A 26,510-nucleotide genomic window follows, 5' to 3' on the forward strand; every position below is an offset into this window, starting at 1 on the left:
GTCACAATAAAAAGTAAAGGGAGTGTGTGAAATGTTCCGTTTTTTAGAAGAAAAATTTGTACCAGTCGCAGCTAGAGTAGGGAATCAGCGTCATTTAGTTGCCATTCGAGATGGATTTATTACAATCATGCCATTGACAATTGTCGGGTCACTTGCGGTTCTTATTAATAATTTGCCTATCAAATTCTACCAAAATGCGCTCGATGCCATCTGGAAGCATGAAACTTGGACACAGTGGGGCGGCAATATTTGGGGAGCAACATTTGGAATCATCTCTCTGTTATTAGCTTTCACAATTGCTTATAATCTCGCAAAAAGTTACGACAAGGATGGGCTTTCTGCCGGTGTAATCAGTCTTTCAACTTATCTGACTTTTGGTACATTTGGTGAAGGTGGATTAACAGGGTTAACGACAGGTACAGGTGGTATATTTATTGCCATTATTATTGCGTTGCTGTCAACTGAATTATTTTGTAAGTTAACTGGCAATCCTAAGCTGCTAATTAAAATGCCGAATGGAGTACCACCGGCTGTTTCAAAATCTTTCGCCGCATTATTACCGGCTATTATTACAATTGGTTTATTTGCTCTAGTTCGTACAATTATTTCTGCAGGCTTTGATATTCCTGATATTGTCGGTTCATTCTACTCAGCTGTTCAAGAGCCGTTTATGGGCTTAACAAATTCATGGATTGCGGCTTTACTTTTAGCATTCATTCCTACGTTTTTATGGACATTAGGTGTTCACGGTGCCAACATTATTGAACCATTTATGCAAACGATAAATTTACCAGCTATAGAAGCGAATGTAAAAGCAATTTCATCTGGAGAAATAGCGCCATACATCGTAAATAAACCATTCTTTGATGCTTTCATCAATATGGGTGGTTCCGGTACGACAATAGCACTTATTATTGCCATTTTCATTTTCGCTAGAAAGAATAAGCAATATAATACCGTCGGGAAATTGTCGGCGGCACCAGGGCTTTTCAATATTAATGAACCATTACTTTTCGGTCTTCCAATCGTATTAAATCCAGTGTTATTTGTACCGTTTATTTTGACACCAATGGTTAACGTAACTATTGCTTTCTTTGCAACGAAGTGGGGCTTTGTGCCAGCAGCTACGGTTTCACCGCCATGGACAACGCCACCGATTATTAATGGATTCTTAGCAACTCAATCTTGGCAAGGAGCTGCCCTTAGTATTGTCTTAATTGTAGTCGCGGTATGTATTTATTTACCGTTCATTTCAATGGCAAACCGAATGGCAAAGCAGAATGAACTACGAGCTGCTGAAGCAGAGTCTCAAAAAGAACAGCAAGTTACAAAATTAGAAAATCAAAAAGTAGAAGTATAATTGTGAGCTAACGGAGGTCTTTGAATTGAGAAGATTAGGGATTTCACTATATCCTCAGCATAGTACACTAGAAGATATGAAGCGGTATGTTCAGCTCGCTCATGATAATGGTTTTGATCGAATATTTACATGTCTTATGTCGTTAAATAACGATCAGGAACGACAAAAATTACAGCAAATAAATAAATTTGCGCAGCAGCTTGGTTTTGAAATTTCTGCTGATATTGCACCAACTGTTTTTGAAGATTTAGGCTTAACGTATAAAGATATTGGTTACTTTAAGGAGCATTATCATTTAGCCGCATTGCGCCTAGATATGGGTTTCTCAGGCCAGGAAGAAGCATTTATGTCTCTCGATGCAAGTAATTTAAAAATAGAATTAAATATTAGTAACGGTACTAAATATGTAGAAAATATATTATCCTATCAACCAAATAAAGATAATATTATTGGCTGTCATAATTTTTATCCGAGACGTTTCACAGGTTTATCACGTCAACATTTTTTACAAACATCTCAACAATTTAAAGCAAATCATATTCGTACAGCAGCCATGATTTCATCACAACATGCTATGTTCGGACCTTGGGAAGAAACAGAGCATGGATTACCTACATTAGAAGAGCATCGTCATCTGCCAATTACTGTGCAAGCAAAGGATTTATGGCACACTGGTATAATAGATGATTGTATTATCGGCAATATGTATGCTTCTGAGGAAGAAATACGTGCGTTAGGTCAATTAAATCGCCATAAGCTAGAGCTGAAAGTTGAGCAGTCTATTGAAACGTCTGTTTTAGAAGAAGCCATCCTTTTTAAGGAGCCACATTTTAATCGTGGCGATGTTTCGGATTATGTGATCCGTAGTACGCAATCTCGTGTTAAATATAAAAATGGTGACTTCCCTGCACATGATAGCCACCCATTAAAATTGGGCGATGTGACAATCGATAATAATTTAGATGTACGTTATAAAGGTGAGCTCCAAATTGTTTTAAAGGAAATGCCGAATGCCGGATCAACAAATGTTGTGGCAAGAGTTGTAGAAGAAGAGCGATTTTTATTAGCACATATTCAGCCTTGGGCATCATTTGGCTTTACGAAATGATTACAGAGAAGGGATTAAGCCATTAGTAGATAGTGCTTAATCCCTTTTTTATGGTTCATCACCAAAAGTCGTGGATGACATTTGTTAAAACATATACTATGCAAATAAGTTGATTGGAGTGGAGACTGGGCGACTCCTTGGGGATTAGCGTCACAGATGAGACCCTGCAGCGAAGCGAAGCGGCTCATCGGACGCCCCCAGGAAAGCGCCCAGTCGGAACGGAAATCAACCACACGTTTTGGTGATGATCCTTTTTTACCTTGATTTACCAAAATGTTTTCGGTAGCGACAACTACAATTAAGCCAGGGCGAAATTGACTGAAAAGAAAGGAGCAAAGAGATATGTATGTATTAGCGATTGACGGTGGTGGAACGAAAACGTCAGCAGTGATTTGTGATGAACTGGGCAATGTTTATGCTAAAGTAGTAACGACCCGGAGTAACCCAACAGCTATGGGTATTCAATATTTTAAGTCAACGATTCATGATATACTACAAAATTTGCAACAGCGAAATCCACAAGTATTTGCAGCCATAGATAGTTGTTTTGCTGGAATGGCTGGAGTTAAAGAGCTACATGCAGAAGAAGTTGTAGCATCGATAGTACGTCAATATGTTCCTAATACAGCACATGTGATTGTTGATAATGATGCTCTAATTGCACTTTATGCAGGCACACTTGGACAGGCAGGTATTGTGCAAATTGCAGGGACAGGAGCTATTACAATGGGCTACGATCGTGAGCAACATTTTCATAGAGTAGGTGGCTGGGGTTATCTTTTTGATGATGAGGGCAGTGGCTATGATTTAGGTGTTCAAGGGCTGAAGGCTATTTTTCAAAGCTATGATGGGCGAGGTGCCCCAACAGCATTGACAGATGTAGTATTACGTTATTTTTCTGTAAAAAATGTACCACAATTAATAGAGTGTATTTATGGAGAAGAGCATCCTCGGACAGTGATTGCACCGTTAAGTAAATATGTTTTTGACGTGGCGGAACAAGGAGATAGGATTGCTATCCAGATCATTGAAGACGCCTGCAAGAAACATTATGTGGCGATTAAAGCATGTTACTCTCAAATGACTTGGGAGAAAGGGGACGTCCCTGTCGTATTGATGGGTGGCGTTTTTAATAATGAAGCATATTTTTTACCGAAATTACAGCAATTCGCACAAGTGGACGAGATACCATTGCAATTTATGGCACCAGTCTTACAACCAATCGGCGGGGCAGTAATTGCAGCTTTTAAGCATATAAATGCTCAGATCGGTTCAGATTTTGCGAAAACATTCTCCAAAAATTATGAACAGGAATGAAAGTGATGAGACTAAAGGCAATTGAATGACCCTTTATTCAATTGCCCTACATTTTCTACTTCAAGAACAATGTGGACATATCAATTGTAGTACCCTTTACATACATAAAACGTACTTTTGATTAGGAATACTTAATTTTTTTAGTTATAATTTTCACTTGATGAATAACGTGATAAAATGTAAGATAGGTTTGATTTTATCTTAGTATTTAACTAGGTTTACTAATAAAGTAATCAGTGATGGGTTTTTTTCTAGCGCGGATTATTAGTTTTCAACAATTGGGCTTTTACGGGCAGTGAATCTCCCACCTATCTAAAGTGTTAAGGTGGGAGTCTTCAGTACAGATAAATGACTGCCAGTTAAAGCGTGATAAAAATTCAATAGACGGAGAGTGTAAGGATGTTACATCAATTTTCACGTAACGAGCTCGCAATAGGAACAGAGGGTCTCGAAAAATTAAAAAATACAACGGTAGCCATTCTTGGTGTAGGTGGTGTAGGTTCATTTGCTGCTGAGGCATGTGCACGAAGTGGTATTGGTCGCATTATTTTAGTAGATAAGGATAATGTTGATATTACGAATGTTAATCGTCAATTAGTTGCCTATCTTTCAACGGTAGGACAATCTAAGTCAGGTGTCATGAAAGAACGTATAGCTGATATTAATCCAGAATGTGAAGTAATTGATATGCATATGTTTTACACGGAGGAAACATATGAGGAATTTTTCGCACAGGGCATAGATTATGTCATTGATGCGAGTGACACAGTGATGTATAAAATTCATATTATGAAGGAATGTCTAAAGCGTAATATTCCAATTATATCTAGCATGGGTGCAGCCAATAAAATGGATCCAACTCGTTTCAAAATTGCAGACATCTCTAAAACACACACAGACCCATTGGCTAAAGTAATCCGTACAAAATTACGTAAGGATGGTATTCATAAAGGAGTAACGGTTGTGTTCTCTGATGAAAGTCCTATTGTTGTTCGTCCTGATGTCGTGGAGCATGTCGGAAAACCGGATGCAGCTATCCGTAAAGCGAAAATGCCTCCATCTTCCAATGCCTTTGTGCCTTCAGTGGCAGGCTTAATTGCTGCCAGCTGGGTAGTGAATACAATCTTAAAAGATGTAAAAATTACACGTGTACAGGGCTAATACAACTTTATGTCGATAAATTTAAAAAGAAATTCAAAAATTTCATCGGTAAAAATAAAAGAGGAAAGAAAACACCCTCATTTATATTGATGGGCCATTTTATGGAAGTAGCTGTCTAGAATTAAGACAGCTACTTTTTCTATGTTACAATAGGAACGTTGAAAAAAAGGGGTCTACGATACTTATTGGGTTATTTATACAATTTATGGTGAAGAGACACATTATGGCTCCTTCAACATTTGCTGTAGAACCTTTAAAAGGAGGCGTTTTATTATGGAGCAAATCTATCAAATGGAATATAGGGGCTTAAATCTATTCGATGAAATTAGCACAGTTGAATTAGCTATCGATGAAGAAGGGCAAACAATTCACATTTTTGATGTTGGACAGGTTGTTAGCCCTATTTTTAATTTTGATGTTTCGGCATACGAGCTATCAGATGGTTTTTACAAAATGGCGGATATACTTCGACATAAACGTATTTTGACAAATCAAACAGGTAATGAACAAACACTTAGCGAGTGGTTAATTACAAATACTGCCTATTTTTATATACCACAAAAAAGAATAAAAAAATATACTCAAGGAAGTATTATAGAAATTGTTGATCGAACGAAAGAGCAGTCTTTATTTGATGTTTATATACAAAGAATATAATTTTACCAAAATTGTTCGTCTTAGGTGCTTAAAATGCTAATAATTCACTAAATTGTCTTATTTTTTTCATGTGCCCACTTCTTTATTTGGTTTATTGCTATAATTTTAATAATTCCAATTGATAATAAAAAAGTTTGTACGGATGTGCGGAACTACTTAGGGGAGTAGGAAAAACATTCAGTAAGCAAATGACAACATGGGAGAGTGGGAAAATGGAAATTCAAGTAATTCGTGATCATTTAGACATTGTAAAACTTCAAGAGAAAATGAATGATATTGTATTTGACTATTTGGATACATCTAATAATTATCCAAAGGCTATGAGAGAATTAAATCCTTTATATACACAAGCTATAACATTTTATAAAGAGTATTTAGACAATAGAGCGGGTGAATTACCAAGTGCCAATACATATTGGCATTTGTTTATAGATTGTTGTGCAAAGCTTTGCTACTTTATAGCGGCATCAACCTACTATTCATCCAATGAGTTACAAAAAACACCTGAAAAAGTTGAGCAATTATTAACGGTTGCTGCCTATTCTTTACCTAGCATTGACCAGGAAGAGAATGAACAATTATTATCAGCAATTTTTGAACTTTATCGTGAAGTCGTAGGTAATGAAGAGCAAACAGCATCTTTACGAAATGCGGTGCTTGAACAAAAAGGTGCAGTCAAACAATGTCTGCAACAATTTAAAGTGTTTGTTGATAAAGAATTTACGGAATGATTTTATCATCACTTTTATAAAATAGAATAATAGTCTAGAATCTGCTTACTTTTTGAAGTTGATCCACGAATCCTTACAGCACTCTGCATTGTGAGGGGGTATTGGATTTCCAGTTCTTAAAGTTTTGCAGATTTTTTTATGTTAATAAATTATTGAGAGGAGACTGTAGAGGTAGTGTTAAAATTTTGTTGTATGAAATTAAAAAAAGGACTTTTTTCTTAAAAGGTATTTATAAATTTTTGTCGAAATATAGTTAAAAAATTGAAAATCTATGTGTAAGGTTTATGCCTCATCATCGTTTGTTAAAACGTACGCAATGGATTTGAGTATCAATCGTAACGGTAATCATACTACGTTATAGTGATGGCTAAGGTTTATTCCATGCTGTAAGAATTTATAGGAAGGGGGCCGTTCAATGTTAATAAACGGTATCGAAATCGATTTGGCGAAATTAGAAAAACCACTCTTATTAGTAAAAGAGGATGAAGAACTTCTATTTCGACAGCTTATACAGTCAACACTTGAACATGAGCTTATCCAATGCCAATTAGCTCTGTCGACTAGAAAAACTATTTCATTAGTAAGGGATTTTTGGTTGGCTATGTATAAAGATCGAGAAAAATTATATATCAACTGTGAACATGCGCTCCTGTATCCAATTCGTTTAATCATATTCGAACTTGTGACACAAGACGATTACTTTAAACGTTTGTCGAAAAAATCCTTTGGAGATGAGTGGTTGTCACTTATTTATGCTGTTGTCTTATTACAATTTATTTTACAGTGGATAAAGGAACGGTTTAGTGATAACCAGGAAGTTTATGAGGCATTAATATTATTATATAGAAATTCAGATGATCATGTAGATGATCAAACCTCTCCATCAAGAGAGCAATCTATAGGTCAAGCAATTGCTGTAAAGGCAATTCGCTCTGAAGTACGGGAGAACTCTCAGGAATTTGCTAGTCTACTTTATCAAACCTACAATTTTCTTCATTATTTACATGATATCGAAGAGGAGAAAGAAACGAATAAATTACCATCGATAAAAAATGTAGATGATACATTGAACCGATTTTATAAAAAGCGCTATACAACAAATAAGTCGGCTATTACAGGATGATTGCTTAGTAGTCAGTCCTGTTTTTTTGAAAGTAATAAGATAAAAAATAAGGCGCTTCTTTGAAGTGCCTTATTTTTGTGAAAAAACTTTATTATATATTTTTCAGTAACCTTATTACTTTTCATCCTTATGAAAAGATTTAAGCTTTTCGTAGATTCCTGCCATCCGTTTTTCGTCACCCGCGATAACAGGTTTATAAAATTCTGTGCCAACAAGCTCATCCGGTAAATATTGCTGGTCTACCCATCCTCCAAATGTTCCGATAGGGCTGTTGTGGGGATATTGATAGCCTACATGTCCTAAATCTTTTGCCCCTTCATAGTGAGCATCGCGTAGATGATGTGGAATATCGCCTGTTTTTCCTGCATGAATGCTGGCAATGGCTGCATCAATAGCACCAATTGCAGAATTGGATTTTGATGCAAGGCACATTTCAATAACAGCACTTGCAAGCGGAATACGGGCCTCTGGTAGCCCTAAACGCTCTGCAGCTTGTACAGCAGCCAGCATATGAGGACCTACTTCAGGGTTGGCAAGGCCTATATCTTCATAAGCCATGACAAGTAAGCGTCGACTAACAGCTACTAAATCACCTGTTTCCAATAAATGAGCTAAATAATACAATGCTGCATTCGTATCACTTCCTCGAACTGATTTTTGTAATGCAGAAAGCAAATTATAAAAATGGGATCCTTTTTTATCACCATAAACGCCAATTCTGCCTACAAGATGCTCAATGATATGATCCGCAGCGATTGTTTGACCATCTACTTCATCACTTGCATAATAAATTGATTCAAGCAAAGTTAATGCCTTCCGTGCGTCACCATTAGCTGCTTCTGAAATTTGATTAATTTGAAGATCTGTTAATACAAAGTGATATTTACCTAGCCCTCGCTTTTCATCAGAAAGTGCATTTTTTATAAGCTCAATTATATTGTCTTTTGTTAAACGTTTAAGTTGATATATTTCTCCGCAACGTGAGCGGATAGCGGGATTTACATCATGGTACGGATTTTCCGTCGTAGCCCCAATTAATACGATTGAGCCGTTTTCAACATGTGGCAACAAAGCATCCTGCTGTAATTTATTAAAACGATGAATCTCATCCAAAAAAAGAAGGACTTTCCCTGAGATTCTAGCTTCCTGTACAATATCCTCGACGTCCTTTTTACCAGCACGAGTAGCATTAAGCGCAAAAAAGGGGAGCTTCGAGCTTCCTGCTATGGCATTCGCTATTGACGTTTTGCCGATACCTGGCTCACCATATAGCAGCATGGATGGAACATGTTCATTTTGGATCATTTTATAAAGAGCGGTGTTAGGACCGATAAAATCTTGGTGTCCTACAATTTCATCGAGGGTTAAAGGACGCATGCGATAAGCGAGTGGTTCATTATGCATTAAAAATTCCCCCTTTTAACAGTTTCAATAATTTTTAACTTTTTTCAGCGGGTGTCACGGAATTGGAAAGGAGTTCTTTGAACAAGAGCACAAAGCCGATCCCCGACGCAATAATGCCGAGGCATTATTGATTGCTAAATGTTTTTTTGTGCTTATAATGAAATGTTACATAGTATTTTGCCTAATTATACTAAGGCGCAATTAATAGTATATCATAACCTCCCGAGAGTATTTCCGAGTTCTTCGAGAGGAGATTATGATATACTGTTGGTAGTATTTTTGACTAGACTATTTGAGGGTGATAAAATGAAAATTTCTACAAAGGGCCGTTATGGTCTAACGATTATGATTGAATTAGCAAAGCATTATGGAGAGGGGCCTATTCCACTACGTAAAATTGCTGCTGAAAAGGATCTTTCTGAGGCATACTTAGAGCAGTTAGTTTCACCATTACGTAATTCAGGCTTAGTAAAAAGTGTACGCGGTGCATATGGTGGGTATATGCTAGCAAACCCACCAAGTGAAATTTCAGCGGCTAATGTTATTAGCGTGTTAGAGGGTCCAATTCAACCTGTAGAGGGTATTGAAAATGAAGAAGCACCTCAGCGAGAGTTATGGCTTCGCATTCGCGATGCTGTGAAAAATGTATTAGATACAACGACAATTGAAGATTTAGCACAATATACCGAGGAAAATGTAGCGGAAGGCTATATGTTCTATATTTAAAATTAGGCTAAAGCACATCTCCCTACCTTGAGAAAGGGAGATGAGTCTTTAGCGCTTTTCGTAAAAGGAGATTTCATCATGAATTCATATATTTATCTCGATCATGCAGCGTCATCACCAATGAATGACAAAGTAATAGACGCTATGACTACAGCAATGCAACAGGTTTATGGGAATGCATCAAGTATTCATGGGATAGGTCGAGAGGCACGCAAATATTTAGATAATGCACGTGATATACTTGCCCAATCAATTGGTGCTCAACCTGGAGAAATTATTATCACAAGTGGTGGAACAGAGGCCGATAATACGGCTATTTTTGGTACTGTTTATGCCCGTGCTGCTGAAGGAAAGCATATCATTACTACACAAATTGAACATCACGCGGTGTTGCATACTTGTGAAAAGCTTGAGCGAGATGGCTTTGATGTGACATATTTGCCGGTAGATGAAAATGGACGTGTTTCTGTAGAAGATGTGCGAAATGCATTAAGAGAGGATACAATTTTAGTAACGATTATGTACGGCAATAACGAAGTTGGTACGATTCAACCGATTGCTGAAATTGGTGATTTGTTACGTGAACAAAAGGCTATTTTCCATACAGATGCTGTTCAGGCATATGGTTTAGAGTCAATTAATGTTGCTGATTTACATGTTGATTTACTAAGTGTTTCTGCACATAAAATTAATGGTCCTAAAGGTATTGGTTTCCTATACCAAAAAGCAGGGACACCATTCACTAGTTATGCATTAGGAGGAGCACACGAGAAAAAACGTCGTGCGGGTACTGAAAATGTGCCTGCAGTGATTGGTTTTGCGACTGCAGTGCAAATTGCAAATGAGTTGCGAGAAGAAAAGCGCGCGTTATACAATCGCTTTAAGCAAATTATGCTGGATGTTTTCACGAAAGAAAATCTAGCATTTCATATGAATGGAGATTTAGAAAATACGCTCCCACACGTTATAAATGTAAGTTTTTCTGGTATGGAAGTAGAATCATTTCTAGTAAATCTTGATATGGCAGGTATTTGCGTATCGAGTGGTTCTGCGTGTACTGCTGGCTCCATTGATCCATCACATGTTTTAGTAGCGATGTTTGGACAAGAGGCAGAGGAATTACGTAACTCGATCCGCTTTAGCTTCGGTCAAGGTTTAACAGAAGCTGATGTACAACATGCTGCTGAAAAAACAGCAGCGATTGTGAAAAGACTAGCAAAAAAATAGTTTGCTAATAATTGTAAATTTAATGGAATTTGAATAAAAGAAAAGGTGACCAAAATGAAAGAAACACGTGACCCATCACAAATTCGTGTTGTAGTCGGCATGTCGGGTGGGGTAGATTCTTCGGTTGCTGCATATTTGCTAAAACAACAAGGATATGAAGTAATCGGGATATTTATGAAAAACTGGGATGATACAGACGAAAATGGCGTTTGTACAGCTACAGAAGACTATGATGATGTTATTAAAGTATGTAATCAAATTGGGATTCCGTACTATGCAGTTAATTTTGAAAAACAATATTGGGATAAGGTTTTCACATACTTTTTAGAAGAGTATAAAGCAGGACGCACGCCAAATCCTGATGTTATGTGTAATAAGGAAATTAAATTTAAAGCGTTTTTAGAGCATGCGATGGATCTTGGAGCTGATTATTTAGCAACAGGTCACTATGCTCGAGTTGATCGTAGTGGCGATGGCGAAGTTAAAATGCTTCGAGGCATTGACAATAATAAAGATCAAACGTATTTCTTAAACCAATTATCACAGGAACAATTGTCACATGTAATGTTCCCAATTGGACATATTGAGAAAAAAGAAGTCCGTAAAATTGCTGAGGAAGCTGGGTTAGCTACGGCAAAGAAAAAAGATTCAACAGGAATTTGCTTTATTGGAGAGCGTAATTTCAAAGAATTCTTAAGTCAATTTTTACCAGCTCAACCTGGTAAGATGGAGACGATGGATGGAGTCGTAATGGGCCAACATGATGGATTAATGTACTATACACTTGGTCAGCGTCATGGTCTTGGAATTGGTGGCGACGGTGAACCTTGGTTCGTGTTAGGGAAAGATTTGGAGCGCAATGTGCTACTAGTTGGACAAGGTTTCAATAATGATTCATTATTTTCTACTTCACTGACTGCTGTGAAAATGAACTATACTTCGACAAAAAAATTGCCCGGGAAATTTTCATGCACTGCAAAATTCCGTTATCGTCAAACAGATACACCAGTAGAAGTGGAAATTTTAGAGGATGGACGTACACATATTACGTTTGCTGAGCCAGTACGTGCGATTACACCTGGACAAGCTGTTGTACTATATGACGGTGAAGAATGTATAGGTGGCGGTACAATCGACGAAGTCTTTAAAAATAATGAAAAACTAACATATGTAGGTTAATTTGTGTAAAGACTGCTTATATTCTTTCCTAAAACGTATAGAGTTTAGGTAGTCTTTTGCTACATAGAGGTGAGGGAAAACAATGGATTTTAACGAGCAGGGCATTCAAGCGTTTCAAGAAAAGCGCTACGAGGAAGCTGCACAACTTTTTACACAAGCAATTGAAGCAGAGCCTGAAAACCCAATTGGATATGTGAACTTCGGAAATCTCTTAGCGGTCTTAGAGGATACTGAGCGAGCAGAGCGTTTTTTTCAAAAAGCAATCACTGTTGATGAAACGGCAGCAACTGCTTATTATGGTTTAGCAAATTTATATTATAATGCGGAACGATATTCGGAAGCAGTAAAGCTTTATGAGCAAGCATTAAAACATAAAATTGAAGGCGCAGATGTGTATTATATGATGGGCAAATGTTTTGAGCGAATGGAAAATCCAAAGCTTGCACTGCCATATTTACAACGAGCTTCAGAGCTTGCACCAGAAGACACACAGATTCGTCTAGCATATGCCATCGTGCTATGTGCGCTAGAAATGTTCGATGAAGGTAAAAAGGAATTAGACTATTTGATCGAACAGGACTGGAATAACGCAGATGCACATTATAATTTAGGTGTACTATATGCGGTATCTACTGAGCAAACAGAAGATGCTATGTACCACCTAAAACAAGCCTTGACATTACAGCCAGATTACGATCAAGCACGTTATATTTATGATATGATTGCACAACGATTTAACTAAAATAACTTATAGTAGAGAAAGGATGCCAGAATTATTTCGGCATCCTTTTAAATTTTGAGTTTAGTCTTGATCATCCTCTGAAGAATAATCAAGTGGTAGTTTAGATAGATATTGTGCTAAATAAGCAATAGGCATTGCATCTAATGACGTCTCTTCTTCATTCGCTTTTAGAATATTTATTTCTTCATTAAGTCGTTCCATTTTTCGATCCAGCTCAGCAGCTTGAATGGCAGCTTCCTTCAATTCTAATCGTATATGTTCGGGTACTTCCTTGTTGTATTTGTAATAGATTTTATGTTCAAGGCTAGCCCAGAAGTCCATTGCAATTGTACGGATTTGAATTTCTGTATAAACGCTTTCCATATGATCAGACATGAAAATTGGAATTTTTATAATAAGATGCAAGCTTTGATAGCCATTCTCCTTTGGGGATTTAATATAATCCTTTACATCCACAACTTCAATATCATTTTGCGCCTGTAGCATGGCACTTACTTTATAAATATCCTCAACAAAGGAGCATGTAATTCGCACACCCGCGATATCACGAATGTTTTCACGAACCGCTTCAATTGATGTCTCAATATTCTTTTTCTGGATCTTCGATAATATACTTTTTGGTGATTTTACTCGAGTTGATATATGCTCTATCGGGTTATATTCATGAATTAACTTAAACTCTTCTTGTAAAATATTTATTTTCGTTTCAATTTCTTGTAAGGCAAATCTATAGGCTAAAAAGAAACGTGTTATTTCTGACTGTAGATTTTTTAAAGTGATTGCTTCGAGTTCATTTTTCATTCTTTATAAAATCCTTTCTTTTAGCAAATAACATTAATGAAATATTACTGATCCCAGTAAATAATAGCTTAACAAAAATAGCTACTAAACAGAAATATGTGCTCTAAATTATGTAGTATTCTTGTTTCAATAAAAAAGGGGATGTTTAGTCCCCTTAGTCATCAAACGATAATTTTAGCATTTAAGTTGCATTGTTTATTAAATTCATCAACGAATATTTGTAAATCAATACAAATGCCGATACATGGCCTCTTTTTTTACTCACGTAAGAAGCACATGTTAATTTTAAAGATTTCGAAAACTCAAGTAGCATTTCATCTAGCTGTGTATGCAACGAAAGAGAATTGTCCTTCGTATTCTAATGCGTTTTAAACTTGTTTTTTGAAAAGGAAAAACATGATCCTTTTATATTAACTTCACAATACCTTGCCTTTTTTGCAATAATTTACCACGTCTGAATAAGGTAAATCTCCACCAAAAATTGAAAGAGCGCTACCGATTGTAACATGAAGTCTCCCATTGGCGATATTTTCAAATTTCTTTAAGTCGTCTAAAGAACGAACCCCACCAGCATATGTTGTTGGAATTGTTGTCCAAGTGGCTAAATCATGCACTAAGCTTTCCTGCATACCGCCTTTTTTTCCTTCCACATCAACAGCGTGAATAAGCAGTTCATCACAGAAATTTTCGATAAATGCAATAGACTCAGCATTTACTTCAAAATCACTAAACTTTGTCCATTTATCAGTAACAACAAACCACTTTCCATCTCGCATACGGCAGCTTAAATCAATGACAAGATGCTGTTTACCGATAATCTGTACTAATTGTTTTAGTCGATCTAAATTGAGTTTACCATCATAGAATATAAATGATGTGACTATTACGTGGGAAGCTCCCGCATCAATATACTTTTTTGCATTTTCCGTGGTGATCCCGCCACCAACCTGCAACCCTTGAGGATATGTTGCTAATGCTGCTAATGCTGCTTCTTCGTTTCCATCACCTAGCATAATGACGTGACCGCCTGTTAATTGATCCTTGGCAAACATTTTTGCATAATAACTAGAGTCATGATTTGAAATAAAGTTCTCGATAACTTCTTGATCTTTATGACCTAGTGTGCTACCAACAATTTGTTTTACTTTGCCATCGTGTAAATCGATGCAAGGTCTAAATTCCAATAGTTTCACAATCCTTCCGTGCTACAAATTCACCTATATCATAGCATGGAAAGGTTGATAAAAACCCGCGAAATATTATTTATCAATACAAATTTAACTTCTTTCAGCATGTTTAGTGTAGCGAAAGCAAAGCGTCAGCTATAATGTTGATAAAAATTTAGTGAATTCTCTTTTTAAACGATTTTTCACCGTATGCTGTGGTAAAATATAATGATTGAAATGAATACGAAAGGGCGAACCGCAAATGGCAGAGATTCATGATTTATTTGAACTAAATAAATTTTTTATACTCGGACGTCCAATCGTCTCTATCTTCCATAATGCGCAAAATATGTATTCGATAGTTCGTGTGAAAATTCAAGAGACCAACTTACAGTATGAGGATAAGGAAATAATAGTTGTTGGATATTTTCCGCCGTTACAAATGGATGAACAATATCGTTTTACAGGTATGATGAAACAACATCCAAAATATGGTGTGCAATTTCAAATTGAGACATTTACAAAAGAAGTGCCGGCAACAGAGCAAGGGATTATTCATTACTTATCGAGTGATTTGTTTGTTGGAATCGGAAGAAAAACTGCTGAAACAATCGTAGAAAAGCTCGGGGCGAATGCGTTACGTCTTATTTTAGAGGATCCAAATGCGCTTGATGCTGTACCTCGACTATCTGCTGAAAAAAAAGAGGTTATCCATCGTACGATTGAACAAAATCTAGGCTTAGAACGAGTGATGATTCAACTTAATGAATGGGGTTTCGGACCACAGCTTGGCATGAAAATTTACCAAACATACCGAACAGAGGCAGTTGAAATATTAACTGAAAATCCATACCGCCTTATTGAGGATGTAGAGGGTGTGGGTTTCTTTCGTGCCGATGAGCTAGGTGCAAAATTAGGGATTACGGGCAATCATCCAGACCGTATTAAGGCGGCGATTTTACATACTCTAAATACTGCAGCTTTATCGGACGGGCATGTGTATTTAGATGCAGAACATGTTTTACCGCTAGTAAAAGATATGCTTGAGCAAAGCCAACGAGAAGATATTCCTTTTGAGACCATTTCTAAAGCTTGTATCGAATTGCGTGAGGAAAGTAAAATTTGTGGGGAAGAAACGAGATTATATTTACCATCTCTATATTTCTCAGAAGTGGGAATTGCATCAAAAATATTAGCTTTAATCGAACGTAACAATAAGGCTGAACATTTTAGCAAAGACGAAATACGCAAAGCGATTGGTGAAACAGAAGAGATGCTCAATGTCACATATGCTGAAACACAAGCGAATGCTATTGAGCAAGCTTTAAACTCAGCTGTTATGATTTTAACTGGTGGCCCTGGTACTGGTAAAACAACTGTTGTTCGGGGTGTAGTAGAAGTGTATGCAAAGTTACACGGACTATCATTAAACCCGAAGGAATACGCACAAAAAGAAGAGCCATTTCCGATTATTTTATGTGCTCCAACAGGACGTGCTGCCAAGCGTTTATCGGAATCAACAGAACTTCCAGCAATGACAATTCATCGACTGCTAGGCTTTACCGGTCAGGAGAAAGAGGAAGAAACTGAACGTGAAGTTACAGGGAAACTCATTATTGTAGATGAAATGTCGATGGTCGATACTTGGCTCGCGCATCAATTATTAAAATCCTTGCATGAGGATGTTCAAGTTGTATTTGTTGGCGATCAAGATCAGCTTCCACCAGTAGGACCAGGACAGGTGTTAAAGGATTTGTTGGCTTCCGGGCAAATACCAACTGTTGAATTAACAGATGTATATCGACAAGCAGAGGGCTCAACAATTATTGAACTTGCTCATCAAATTAAACGTGGTAATATCACAAATGACCTAACGTTAAAAACGTCTGACCGTTCATTTATTAAAGCCTCCTCAGATCAGGTAGCAAACGTTGTCACTCAAGTGGTGAAAAGTGCGGTTGCCAAAGGTCAAGAAATTCGTAATATCCAAGTGTTAGCACCAATGTACAAAGGTCCCGCAGGAATAGACAATTTAAATAAAATGATTCAGAACCTTATTAATCCTAACGATACTGGTACTAGAAAAGAGCTCGTCTTTGGTGATGTCACTTACCGTATAAAGGATAAGGTCTTACAGCTTGTTAATCAACCAGAGAGTAATGTTTTTAATGGTGATATGGGTGAGGTAATCAGTATTATTAAGGCAAAGGAAACAATTGAGAAACAAGATTTGCTTGTTGTGTCATTCGACGGTATTGAAGTAACTTATCAACGTAGTGACCTCAATCAATTGACACTGGCCTACTGTTGTTCAATTCATAAATCGCAAGGCTCTGAGTTCCAAACAGTTATAATGCCGGTTGTAAGAGGATATTCTAAAATGCTGCGACGTAATTTGTTATATACAGGTATAACGCGTGCAAAAAATTTCTTGATTTTATGCGGTGAGCCTGATGTGCTAGCAGATGGCTTACAGCGTACGGATGATTTACAGCGCTTTACGTCTCTACGTGCAAGACTGAATCCAATGAATGTTGCGGAGGAAGTTGTAGAGGCAGAAACTGTTCCATTAAAAGAAGATTTACAAAATGAAAAACAATCCATTGAGATTGATTTTAAGCTTACGGTAGAAACAGAACCATATATCCATCCTTTGATTGGAATGGACGGAGTATCGCCTTATGATTATTTAGATGAGTAATAGTTGATAAAATTTTATGAAGTGCCATATAAAATACAAAACCCGATCAATTCGAATTGATCGGGTTTTGTTATCCTATTTTTTTAACTTTATTTCAGCGAGTGTCCAAACATCACATCCGCTGAAATAGAGACCTCAGTCTAAAAACGCCACGTCCTATGGCAATTTATCTGTTCGAAAGCGACAACAACAACACGTAACTGAGTGACCAACTTCGTGCTGCTGCCGCTGCGTTAGCACTACGCTTTCGCGCAAAAAACATCAGTTGGCCTAAAGCCTCCGGTGGATTCCGGCCGCATTGTTTATCTCTATCGAAAGCAAAGCGACAAAGGCAAAATTGATTTAGTGAATTCCAACTAGATGATGTTTAACTACTTCATATGCTTGGCATACATTTTTGAATTGATCTTTTTCTCTGGCTATCATTTTTGAAGCAATCGTAAATAAAAGATTCTCTTCATTATGATCCTCCATTTTATTCATTAAAGCAGCTTCCATTTCCGCCACGTACGAAATGATTTGTTTGTTCATATATATTCTCCTTTAATAAAAAAGATGTATTTGATTTAGTTACGAAGCTATCTTACACCTGGATATCTATAAAATCTAGCAATTCTGTACTAGTCGATGAGGACTTTTTTGTGAATGTGTCACAAAATTGAACTCGTTATAATAGTGCTAATTGAAACCGTTTTTATCTAAAATAACTGAAAAGTCATACGATAAAGTGGATTTTTAACTGTGTTTATAAATTAGTACAGTTCGGAGCTTTTGAGGTTTTGATATAATACAGTTTGCTGAGGTGGAACCTAATATTAGGAAATTTCATATACTGAAAAAGTATAAAAACATTTGTAACGTTTAGGGGTGACTGCATGCCAGTAATTACAGGACAGCAATATATAGACCGTATTGACGCTCTAAAAACTTATATTTCGATTGATGGGAAAGTCGTCACAGGGAAGGTGTCGGAGCATCCAGCATTTAAGGGAGTAATGCAGAGTCAGGCAAAACTTTTTGATTTACAAAATGAAGAGGCATTACTTGAAAAGATGACATATGTTTCGCCAACGAGTAATGATCGTGTAGGCATGTCTTTCCTTCAAGCGGTGACAATCGAAGATCTCGTGAAAAGACGTAATGCAATACGAGAGTGGGCATTATCCAATAATGGCCTTATGGGAAGAAGTCCAGATTACATGAATACGACATTAATGGCTCTAGCATCGGTAGCAGAATATTTGAAAGATAAACCAAATTGTTTCCCACAGCATTTGTTAAAATATTACGAGTATGCTCGTGAGAACGATTTAACTATGACACATACATTTATCGAGCCACAAGTAAACCGTAAAAAATTTTATTTTGAAGATGAAGAAGTTACAATTGCTGCTAAAATTGTAGATAAAACGAGCGAGGGGTTAGTAATTAAAGGTGCAAGATTACTAGCGACACAGGGAGGAATTACAGACGAACTCCTTGTTATATCAACAAATGGTTTTGATGAAGGGAAAGGCTTTGCTTTCTCAATACCAAGTAATACAAAAGGTTTAAAGTTTTTATGTAGACAATCATTTGTCGGAGGGGAATCGGTTTTCGATTATCCATTAAGTAGTCGTTACGAGGAAATGGATGCAATCGTTGTGTTTGATAATGTTGTAGTACCGTGGGAACGCGTCTTTTATTATGAGAATGTGGAAGTTGCCAATAGCTTTTTGAACGTAAGTGGTTTTCAAACATATGGTCTACATCAAGTCCTTACACGTCAAATTGTCAAATCAGAATTTGTCTTAGGTATAGTACAGTCAATTGTAAATACGATCAATATCGGCGAATATCAACATGTGCAGCAAAAGGTTGTGGATATTATCGTGACATTAGAAACGATGAAGGCCTTACTGATAAAATCCGAAGTAGAAGCAAAAAGAGATGATTTTGGTTTTATAAGACCTGACCTTCCAACGGTACAAGTAGCTATTCAGATGTTCCCTAAAGTGTATCCGACCTTTACAGAAATTATCCAGCTACTTGGCGCAAGCGGATTAATGTCCATTCCAAGTGAAAAAGCATTTACTGCGGATGAGGGCGACCTTGAGCATTATTTACAGTCTTTTCAAGATGGTGGAAAGGAGCGCGTCAAAAAATTCCGCCTTGCTTGGGATTTAACGATGAGCACCTTTGGTACAAGACAAACACTGTATGAGCGCTTTTTCTTTGGAGACTCAGTTCGTTTAGCCAGTGCGCTTTATAGTAGTTATGATAGGGAAGAATTAGTTAATCGTGTAGAAAACTTTTTGAAAGATAATAATTAATTTTTTAGAGAATATCTATTTTCTATATTTTTAATTTTTGTTTGACAGTTATTTTACTTTACATTATGATTTACAAGAACAATGAAATTAACAAAATAACAGTCCCTTCGTTAGGTGAGGCTCCTATGCTGGAGATACGCTACTGCCCAAAAATGTCGAGAGACGCCAATGGGTCAACAGAAATCATCGAAATAAGGTGTTTTTTAACGTAGCTGGTATAAATCCTATGCCGTATAGTGCTAAAACTCAACGTTTGAAGGAAGAAAGCAGAGTAGTTTTTGAAACTATGCTTTTCTTTGATATGTGTATTCAACACGCCTTCATTCGTCGGAGGCGTGTTTTTGTTATTTAAGGAAGGTGATGAGAAATGGATAGTAGCCCTGAACCGAGTACGAAAAAGTTAAGTAGTAGTGAAGAATTAAGGAATGTCGATTTCTTATCGCCAAAGACAAATGGGTATTGATGAGAAATGCTTTTAAAACAAGCTAAATTAAAATCAATAACGTCACCTGTTTGTTTTCCTTAAATAATAAAACATGAGGTGAGGAACAATGATTAAAATCCATTATTTTAAAAAAGGAAATAGCGCAGTACAACATGATTTCGATATTAAAAAATTTAATCATGACCTTCATAATGAGGACTTGTTATGGGTTGATTTATATGCTTACAACTACAATGAATTGAATGATATAGCTGAAATATTTGGTTTCCATCCATTAGCAGTTGAGGATTGTCTTCATGAAGGCTCACGTCCTAAAATGGATAATTACGGCGAGTACAAATTTTTCGTTTTCCATGCACCAATTTATAACGAAAAAAGTAGCAATGAAATAACAACAGTAGAATTAAACATTTTTATGGGTCCTAACTATGTTGTAACGGTTCATAAACAAAAACTTAAATGGCTAGGTCACATCGAGAATGTGTGCTTAAACAGTACAAAATATTTAGATAAGGGTACCGATTTTCTATTGCATACTATTATCGATGGAATAACAGATGAATACTTCCCGGTTTTAGAGCGAATTAGAGCACGAATTGATGAACTTGAAGAAGAAATATATGTTTATGAACCAAAAGAAGTTACGGAAGAATTCCTTGCACTAAAACGAACTATTATTTTGATTCGACAAACAATTATGCCGCAAAAAAGAATTTTTTCAAATAGTAATGGTCAATGGAAATTTGAAATTCGTGAGGAAAATATACCTTTCTATAAAGATTTAAATGATCATTTAGAACGAATTGTAGAATCTACAGAAACTTATAGAGATTTAGTAAACAGTACCTTAGATACGTATTTTTCTATTATAAGTGGTAAATCGATAGAAAAGCTCAATTTATTAACAGTCATTTCAACTATTATGTTACCTTTATCAGTAATCACAAGCTTTTTCGGCATGAATGTTCCGTTGCCATATCAAGATTCTCCAATAGCGACAATAACAATTAGTGTTTTCCTAGTCGTTTTTACTTGGGGAATGTGGGCATATTTTAAAAAAATGATTGCTTAGTTATGATTAGCAATTATAGTGCCAATTGACAGAAGAAAATATTTTTTTTATAATTCTCGTTAGAAAATTGTAAAAAACGATGATGGAAAAAGTACGTATTTGTGCGTGTAAAAGAAAGGGATTTCTTGGCTGAAAAAATCCTCACAATAGCAAATACCGAAAGCTACTCCAGAGTGCAGTTAATCCCTGCCGTTCACTTACGTTACAAGTGCTAAAGAGGTAAGTATACTTTTACTTACAACTAGGGTGGTACCGCGAGACAAATCACAAGTCCTCGTCCCTTTTTGGGGATGAGGGCTTTTTTATGTCTATCTGCGCGAAAGTTAACGCCGAAGAAATATTGATTTGCGGACTCATTTCGTATTTTACAAAACATATTGGGAGGAACTTTTCATATGAAAGCAGTAGAAATTCGCCGCATGTATTTAGAATTCTTTAAAGAAAAAGGTCATCATCATGAGCCATCAGCACCACTAGTGCCAATCAATGACCCATCATTACTTTGGATTAACTCAGGTGTAGCAACACTTAAACCATATTTCGATGGTCGTATTATTCCTGAAAATCCACGTATTACAAATGCTCAAAAATCAATTCGTACAAATGATATTGAAAATGTAGGTAAAACGGCTCGACACCATACATTTTTTGAAATGCTAGGTAACTTCTCAATTGGAGATTACTTTAAAAAAGAAGCTATTCATTATGCTTGGGAATTCTTAACAGATAAAAAATGGATGGGCTTTGATCCAGAGCTTTTATCTATTACAATCCATCCTGAAGATCAAGAAGCGTATGACGTTTGGCATAACGAAATTGGTATTCCTGAAGAGCGTTTAATCCGACTTGAGGGGAACTTCTGGGATATCGGTGAAGGTCCATCTGGTCCTAACTCAGAAATTTTCTATGACCGTGGGGAAGAATACGGTTCAGATGAAAATGATCCGGAAATGTATCCAGGTGGTGAAAATGAACGCTATCTTGAAATTTGGAACTTAGTGTTCTCTCAATTCAACCATAATCCTGATGGTACGTATACACCACTTCCAAAGCAAAATATTGATACTGGTATGGGTCTAGAGCGTATTGTATCAGTTGTTCAAAATGTTCCTACGAACTTTGATACTGATTTATTCATGCCTATTATTGAAAAAATCGAGCAGTTAGCAAATCGCAAATACAAACGTCCAGGTGAAGTAGCTCTAAGTGAAATCTTCGGTTCAGAAGAAGATATCAACACACCATTTAAAGTTATCGCTGACCATATCCGTACAGTGGCGTTTGCCATTGGTGACGGTGCTCTTCCTTCAAATGAAGGTCGTGGTTATGTATTGCGTCGTTTACTACGTCGTGCAGTACGCTATGCAAAACAAATCGGCATTGAAAAGCCATTTATGTTTGAATTAGTTCCAACTGTGGGTGAAATTATGAATGATTTCTACCCAGAAGTAACGGAAAAATGCGAGTTTATCCAACGTGTTATTAAAAATGAAGAAATTCGCTTCCATGAAACATTAGACGGTGGTCTTGCTATCTTTAACGAAGTAGTAGAAGCTCAAAAAGCAGCTGGTCATGACTATATTCCAGGTGCAGATGCATTCCGTTTATATGATACTTACGGTTTCCCAATCGAATTAACAGAAGAGTATGCGGAAGAAGTAGGCATGAAAGTAGATCATGAAGGCTTTGAAGCAGCGATGGAAGAACAACGTGAACGCGCACGTGCAGCTCGTCAAGATGTGGATTCTATGCAAGTACAAAACGAAGTGCTAGCAAACTTGACGGTTGCAAGTGAATTTGTAGGCTATGATACTTTAACTACAGAAACAGAAATTGCAGCGATAATTGTCAACGGGCAAGTGTCAAAAGTGGCGGCTGAAGGGCAAGAAGCACTAGTTATTTTAGCTAAAACACCATTCTATGCTGAAATGGGTGGTCAAATTGCGGATAGCGGTGTTATTTCTAATGATAGCTTTACTGCCATTGTAAAAGATGTACAAAAAGCTCCAAATGGTCAGCCGCTTCATACTGTACTTGTTGAATCTGGTGAAATGCAAGTTGAAGATGCAGTGAAAGCAGTAGTTAACCGTGAAGAACGTAATTTAATTATTAAAAACCATACAGCAACACATATTATGCAACGTGCATTAAAAGATGTACTTGGCGACCATGTTAGCCAAGCTGGATCATATGTAGGACCTGATCGCTTACGCTTTGACTTCTCTCACTTTGGACAAGTGACAAAAGAGGAATTACAACAAATTGAACGTATTGTAAATGAAAAAGTGTGGGATGATATAGAGGTCGTTATTGAAGAAAAAGGCATTGATGAAGCGAAAGCTATGGGAGCAATGGCGCTATTCGGTGAGAAATATGGCGATATCGTTCGCGTTGTTTCAATTGGTGACTACTCTATTGAGCTATGCGGTGGTATTCACGTAAAACGTTCTTCTGAAATCGGCTTCTTCAAAATTGTTTCAGAAGGTGGTATCGGTGCAGGTACACGTCGTATCGAGGCTGTGACAGGTAAAGTTGCTTATGAAGCAGTAAAAGAGGAAGAAGCTTTATTAAACGAAGCTGCAGCATTATTAAAAGCAAATCCAAAAGATATTGTGACAAAAGTACATGCATTACAAGCTGACTACAAAGAGTTACAACGTGAAAATGAGGCGCTATCACAAAAAATCGCGAATGCACAAGCAGGTGCAATTGTGGACGCAGCGCAAACATTTGGCGAGGTAACTGTTTTATCTACTAAAGTTGAGGCGAAGGACAATAACCAACTGCGTCAAATGATGGATGACTTGAAAGCAAAAATGCCTAAAGCTGTCATCGTTCTTGGTGCTGTCGATGGTGAAAAGGTTATGCTATGTGCTGGTGTAACAAAAGAATTAGTTGGAGGCAATTACCACGCAGGAAATATTGTGAAAATGGTAGCAGAAGCATGTGGTGGTAAAGGTGGCGGTCGTCCAGATATGGCGATGGCAGGTGCAAAAGATGCATCAAAACTTGATGAAGCACTACTTTCTGTGTATGATTATGTTAAATCCATTTAACTTCTTTCAGCGAAAAGAAGTTAAAGCCTCCGGCGGATGTCACGGAATCGGAAAAGGAGTTCTTAGGGGATGTTAGCCTAAGATCATCGCATCCATGCGATAACGGCTAACTGACCTGCATCGTGCAGGCCTAAACACAAAGCCGATTCCGGACGCAATTATGCCGAGGCATAATTGATAATACGCCAAAACATGTTATAATAAAGAGAAATTGGAGATGAGCTTTTGCACATCTCCTTATTTCTGAAAGCGAGGTGCTGGTCATGAGTTCATTTGATCAAACTATGAAATTTAATTTTCCAGAAGAATCAATGGAACAGGAAGTCAAGCAGGTAATGTTGAAAGTACATTCTTCATTAGAGGAAAAGGGATATAATCCTATCAATCAGATTGTCGGTTATTTACTTTCTGGTGATCCGGCGTATATTCCTCGCCATCAGGATGCTCGTAATTTAATTCGCAAGCTTGAGCGTGACGAAATTCTAGAAGAGCTTGTTAAGTTTTATATTAAAAAGAACAACGAGGGCTAGAAATGAGAATTATGGGATTAGACGTTGGGTCAAAAACCGTTGGCGTTGCTGTTAGTGATGCTTTAGGGTGGACGGCCCAAGGTATTGAAACCGTAAAAATTGATGAAGCTAACGGCGAGTTCGGCATTGAACGTATAGCCGAGCTAGTAAAGGAGTATGCTATAACAGAATTTGTTGTAGGATTCCCGAAAAACATGAATAATACGGTTGGACCGCGTGGTGAGGCTTCTGAAAACTATAAAAAGCTATTAGAAGAAACATTTTCACTTCCGGTCAAGCTTTGGGATGAGCGTTTAACAACGATGGCTGCTGAGCGTATGCTAATCGAAGCGGACGTGAGTCGTAAAAAGCGTAAGCAAGTCATTGATAAAATGGCTGCTGTGATGATTTTACAAGGCTACTTGGATAGCAAAAATTAATTGATGAGGTGACACCACATGGCACACGAGCATAACCATGAAGAAGAATTACATGTACAACACATTACAGTGATTGACGAGAACGGAAACGAACAGCTTTGTGAAGTAATTCACGTACATGAATCAGCTGAATTTGGCAAATCATACGTATTTTACTCTATGGTAGGCGCAGAAGAAGATGAAGATGGTTCTGTAGAAATCTTCGTATCTTCATTCGTTCCATCTGAAAATGGTGAAGATGGTGAATTAACACCAATCGAAACTGAAGCAGAGTGGGATATGGTAGAAGACGTATTAAACGCTTTAGAGGATGAAGACGAAGAGTAATTCGTAATCTTTAAAAGTGTGGAACAAGGATGGCAACAAGCACTCCTTGTTCCTTTTTTACTTTTGGAAGAATGAAGCTATGAGGTTGTAAGACGAGTCTATGTTGAGATAGTTTCTGTGTAAAAAGAAGGTATTGAGGACTCGCTTCAAAATTTGAACTATAGTTAAAAGGAGGACATTGAATGAACGAGGAAACACAAGAATTTCTTATAGTTGGGGAAAATGGCAAGGAGCAAAAGTGTCGTGTTGTCTTCACCTTCGATGCGGATGAAAAATCATATGTATTGTTTTCGTTAATCGACGAAGAGGGTAATGAAATTCCTGGAGACATTTCTGCTATGACATTTGATTATGATGATAACAATGGAGAAATGACAAATCTACAACCTGTTGAAACAGATGCAGAATGGGAAATGATTAATGAGGTAGTCCTGACACTTCTAGACGAATTTGAAGAAGAGCCGCAACTATTTACAATAACAGATGAAGATGGGGCAGATCAGGTATGTGAGGTTATTCATACATTTTCATCAGAACAATTTGGCAAATCCTATGTACTTTATGTTCTAGCAACGGACGAGCCTATTGAAGAACGAGATATTTTTGCTTCACAATACGTATCTGGAAATGACGGAACGATTGATGAATTATTACCGATTGAAACAGATGAAGAATGGGCATTTGTTGAAGATGTATTAAATGAATTATAATTAGAACTCTGAGTGGTAAAATGCTACTCAGAGTTTTTTTTATTAAGTAGCTTGTAGAGTATTAATAGAATATTCCTATCTCATATGTAAAAATATTCTATATAAAAATGGAATTTACGCATTTTCGAGCTAATTTAGTTAATTATCTAGATAAAACTGAATTTTCTGCTTATTATTTTATCTGAATTTTTAAATATTTAAAGGTGAAATGAGATACCGAGCATTGACCGATCAAA

Annotated in this window: 23 protein-coding genes, 1 riboswitch and 1 other annotated feature; of the genes, 19 read left to right on the forward strand and 4 right to left on the reverse strand. The window is 37.0% G+C overall.

Features of this window, described 5'->3' with window-relative positions:
• Positions 1-31: 31 nt before the first annotated feature.
• The 7 genes from JNUCC51_RS18885 (at position 32) to JNUCC51_RS18915 (ending at position 7,457) form a co-directional block, all read left to right on the forward strand.
• Positions 32-1,360: a PTS sugar transporter subunit IIC gene (locus JNUCC51_RS18885; RefSeq protein ID WP_337989267.1), complete on the forward strand. Its 1,329-nt coding sequence runs from the start codon at positions 32-34 to the stop codon at positions 1,358-1,360.
• A gap of 25 nt (positions 1,361-1,385) precedes the next feature.
• A complete protein-coding gene (locus JNUCC51_RS18890) occupies positions 1,386-2,468 on the forward strand; it encodes a DUF871 domain-containing protein (RefSeq protein WP_337989268.1) in 1,083 nt (360 codons plus the stop codon).
• 342 nt (positions 2,469-2,810) lie between these two features.
• The gene (locus JNUCC51_RS18895; RefSeq protein WP_337989269.1) at positions 2,811-3,785 is read left to right on the forward strand and encodes an N-acetylglucosamine kinase; all 975 of its coding nucleotides are present in this window, start codon (positions 2,811-2,813) and stop codon (positions 3,783-3,785) included.
• Between the two features lie 399 nt (positions 3,786-4,184).
• Positions 4,185-4,946, forward strand: coding sequence for a tRNA threonylcarbamoyladenosine dehydratase (locus tag JNUCC51_RS18900; protein WP_049667712.1), 762 nt, complete (start codon positions 4,185-4,187; stop codon positions 4,944-4,946).
• Positions 4,947-5,219: 273 nt separating this feature from the next.
• Positions 5,220-5,603 (forward strand): hypothetical protein, encoded by a 384-nt coding sequence (locus JNUCC51_RS18905; protein ID WP_337989270.1) that lies wholly within the window; start codon positions 5,220-5,222, stop codon positions 5,601-5,603.
• A gap of 212 nt (positions 5,604-5,815) precedes the next feature.
• On the forward strand, positions 5,816-6,334 hold the full coding sequence (locus JNUCC51_RS18910) for a hypothetical protein (RefSeq protein WP_337989271.1): 519 nt from the start codon (positions 5,816-5,818) through the stop codon (positions 6,332-6,334).
• A gap of 415 nt (positions 6,335-6,749) precedes the next feature.
• The gene (locus JNUCC51_RS18915) at positions 6,750-7,457 is read left to right on the forward strand and encodes a hypothetical protein (RefSeq protein ID WP_337989272.1); all 708 of its coding nucleotides are present in this window, start codon (positions 6,750-6,752) and stop codon (positions 7,455-7,457) included.
• Positions 7,458-7,571: 114 nt separating this feature from the next.
• Here the strand turns inward: JNUCC51_RS18915 and JNUCC51_RS18920 are convergent, their stop codons facing one another.
• Positions 7,572-8,861, reverse strand: coding sequence for a replication-associated recombination protein A (locus JNUCC51_RS18920; RefSeq protein ID WP_337989273.1), 1,290 nt, complete (start codon positions 8,859-8,861; stop codon positions 7,572-7,574).
• Positions 8,862-9,167: 306 nt separating this feature from the next.
• Between JNUCC51_RS18920 and cymR the strand changes: the two genes are divergently transcribed.
• The 4 genes from cymR to JNUCC51_RS18940 all read left to right on the forward strand — a co-directional run bounded on the left by cymR (position 9,168) and on the right by JNUCC51_RS18940 (position 12,735).
• The gene (cymR, locus tag JNUCC51_RS18925; RefSeq protein WP_132356936.1) at positions 9,168-9,587 is read left to right on the forward strand and encodes a cysteine metabolism transcriptional regulator CymR; all 420 of its coding nucleotides are present in this window, start codon (positions 9,168-9,170) and stop codon (positions 9,585-9,587) included.
• A 78-nt stretch (positions 9,588-9,665) separates the two neighbouring features.
• Positions 9,666-10,814, forward strand: a complete 1,149-nt coding sequence (locus tag JNUCC51_RS18930) for a cysteine desulfurase family protein (RefSeq protein WP_337989274.1) — start codon at positions 9,666-9,668, stop codon at positions 10,812-10,814.
• 54 nt (positions 10,815-10,868) lie between these two features.
• Positions 10,869-11,993 (forward strand): tRNA 2-thiouridine(34) synthase MnmA, encoded by a 1,125-nt coding sequence (gene mnmA / locus JNUCC51_RS18935; RefSeq protein ID WP_049667718.1) that lies wholly within the window; start codon positions 10,869-10,871, stop codon positions 11,991-11,993.
• Positions 11,994-12,075: 82 nt separating this feature from the next.
• Positions 12,076-12,735: a tetratricopeptide repeat protein gene (locus JNUCC51_RS18940; protein ID WP_337989275.1), complete on the forward strand. Its 660-nt coding sequence runs from the start codon at positions 12,076-12,078 to the stop codon at positions 12,733-12,735.
• 60 nt (positions 12,736-12,795) lie between these two features.
• Here JNUCC51_RS18940 and JNUCC51_RS18945 read toward each other — a convergent pair whose 3' ends face one another.
• Both JNUCC51_RS18945 and hisA read right to left on the reverse strand, forming a co-directional pair.
• The gene (locus JNUCC51_RS18945) at positions 12,796-13,536 is read right to left on the reverse strand and encodes a GTP pyrophosphokinase (RefSeq protein WP_337989276.1); all 741 of its coding nucleotides are present in this window, start codon (positions 13,534-13,536) and stop codon (positions 12,796-12,798) included.
• A 416-nt stretch (positions 13,537-13,952) separates the two neighbouring features.
• The gene (gene hisA / locus JNUCC51_RS18950; protein ID WP_337989277.1) at positions 13,953-14,720 is read right to left on the reverse strand and encodes a phosphoribosylformimino-5-aminoimidazole carboxamide ribotide isomerase; all 768 of its coding nucleotides are present in this window, start codon (positions 14,718-14,720) and stop codon (positions 13,953-13,955) included.
• Positions 14,721-14,964: 244 nt separating this feature from the next.
• Between hisA and recD2 the strand changes: the two genes are divergently transcribed.
• Positions 14,965-17,403 (forward strand): SF1B family DNA helicase RecD2, encoded by a 2,439-nt coding sequence (gene recD2 / locus JNUCC51_RS18955; protein ID WP_337989278.1) that lies wholly within the window; start codon positions 14,965-14,967, stop codon positions 17,401-17,403.
• 342 nt (positions 17,404-17,745) lie between these two features.
• Here recD2 and JNUCC51_RS18960 read toward each other — a convergent pair whose 3' ends face one another.
• The gene (locus JNUCC51_RS18960) at positions 17,746-17,934 is read right to left on the reverse strand and encodes a hypothetical protein (protein WP_337989279.1); all 189 of its coding nucleotides are present in this window, start codon (positions 17,932-17,934) and stop codon (positions 17,746-17,748) included.
• Between the two features lie 344 nt (positions 17,935-18,278).
• Between JNUCC51_RS18960 and hpaB the strand changes: the two genes are divergently transcribed.
• The 7 genes from hpaB (at position 18,279) to JNUCC51_RS18995 (ending at position 26,274) form a co-directional block, all read left to right on the forward strand.
• Positions 18,279-19,715, forward strand: a complete 1,437-nt coding sequence (gene hpaB / locus JNUCC51_RS18965; protein WP_337989280.1) for a 4-hydroxyphenylacetate 3-monooxygenase, oxygenase component — start codon at positions 18,279-18,281, stop codon at positions 19,713-19,715.
• A 99-nt stretch (positions 19,716-19,814) separates the two neighbouring features.
• Positions 19,815-19,980, forward strand: a riboswitch (M-box (ykoK) riboswitch).
• A 286-nt stretch (positions 19,981-20,266) separates the two neighbouring features.
• Complete coding sequence (locus tag JNUCC51_RS18970) at positions 20,267-21,232, forward strand: magnesium transporter CorA family protein (protein ID WP_337989281.1); 966 nt, start codon at positions 20,267-20,269, stop codon at positions 21,230-21,232.
• Between the two features lie 70 nt (positions 21,233-21,302).
• Positions 21,303-21,517: a binding site (T-box leader), on the forward strand.
• A 110-nt stretch (positions 21,518-21,627) separates the two neighbouring features.
• The gene (gene alaS, locus JNUCC51_RS18975) at positions 21,628-24,288 is read left to right on the forward strand and encodes an alanine--tRNA ligase (protein WP_337989282.1); all 2,661 of its coding nucleotides are present in this window, start codon (positions 21,628-21,630) and stop codon (positions 24,286-24,288) included.
• A 263-nt stretch (positions 24,289-24,551) separates the two neighbouring features.
• Positions 24,552-24,818, forward strand: a complete 267-nt coding sequence (locus tag JNUCC51_RS18980) for an IreB family regulatory phosphoprotein (RefSeq protein WP_024363117.1) — start codon at positions 24,552-24,554, stop codon at positions 24,816-24,818.
• Positions 24,819-24,820: 2 nt separating this feature from the next.
• The gene (ruvX, locus tag JNUCC51_RS18985) at positions 24,821-25,237 is read left to right on the forward strand and encodes a Holliday junction resolvase RuvX (RefSeq protein WP_337989283.1); all 417 of its coding nucleotides are present in this window, start codon (positions 24,821-24,823) and stop codon (positions 25,235-25,237) included.
• A gap of 18 nt (positions 25,238-25,255) precedes the next feature.
• A complete protein-coding gene (locus JNUCC51_RS18990) occupies positions 25,256-25,564 on the forward strand; it encodes a DUF1292 domain-containing protein (protein ID WP_132356923.1) in 309 nt (102 codons plus the stop codon).
• A 182-nt stretch (positions 25,565-25,746) separates the two neighbouring features.
• Positions 25,747-26,274 (forward strand): DUF1292 domain-containing protein, encoded by a 528-nt coding sequence (locus JNUCC51_RS18995; protein ID WP_100546054.1) that lies wholly within the window; start codon positions 25,747-25,749, stop codon positions 26,272-26,274.
• The last annotated feature ends 236 nt before the right edge of the window (positions 26,275-26,510 follow it).

The sequence above is a fragment of the Lysinibacillus sp. JNUCC 51 genome, from assembly GCF_015999525.1.
Taxonomy (GTDB): Bacteria; Bacillota; Bacilli; order Bacillales_A; family Planococcaceae; genus Lysinibacillus; species Lysinibacillus xylanilyticus.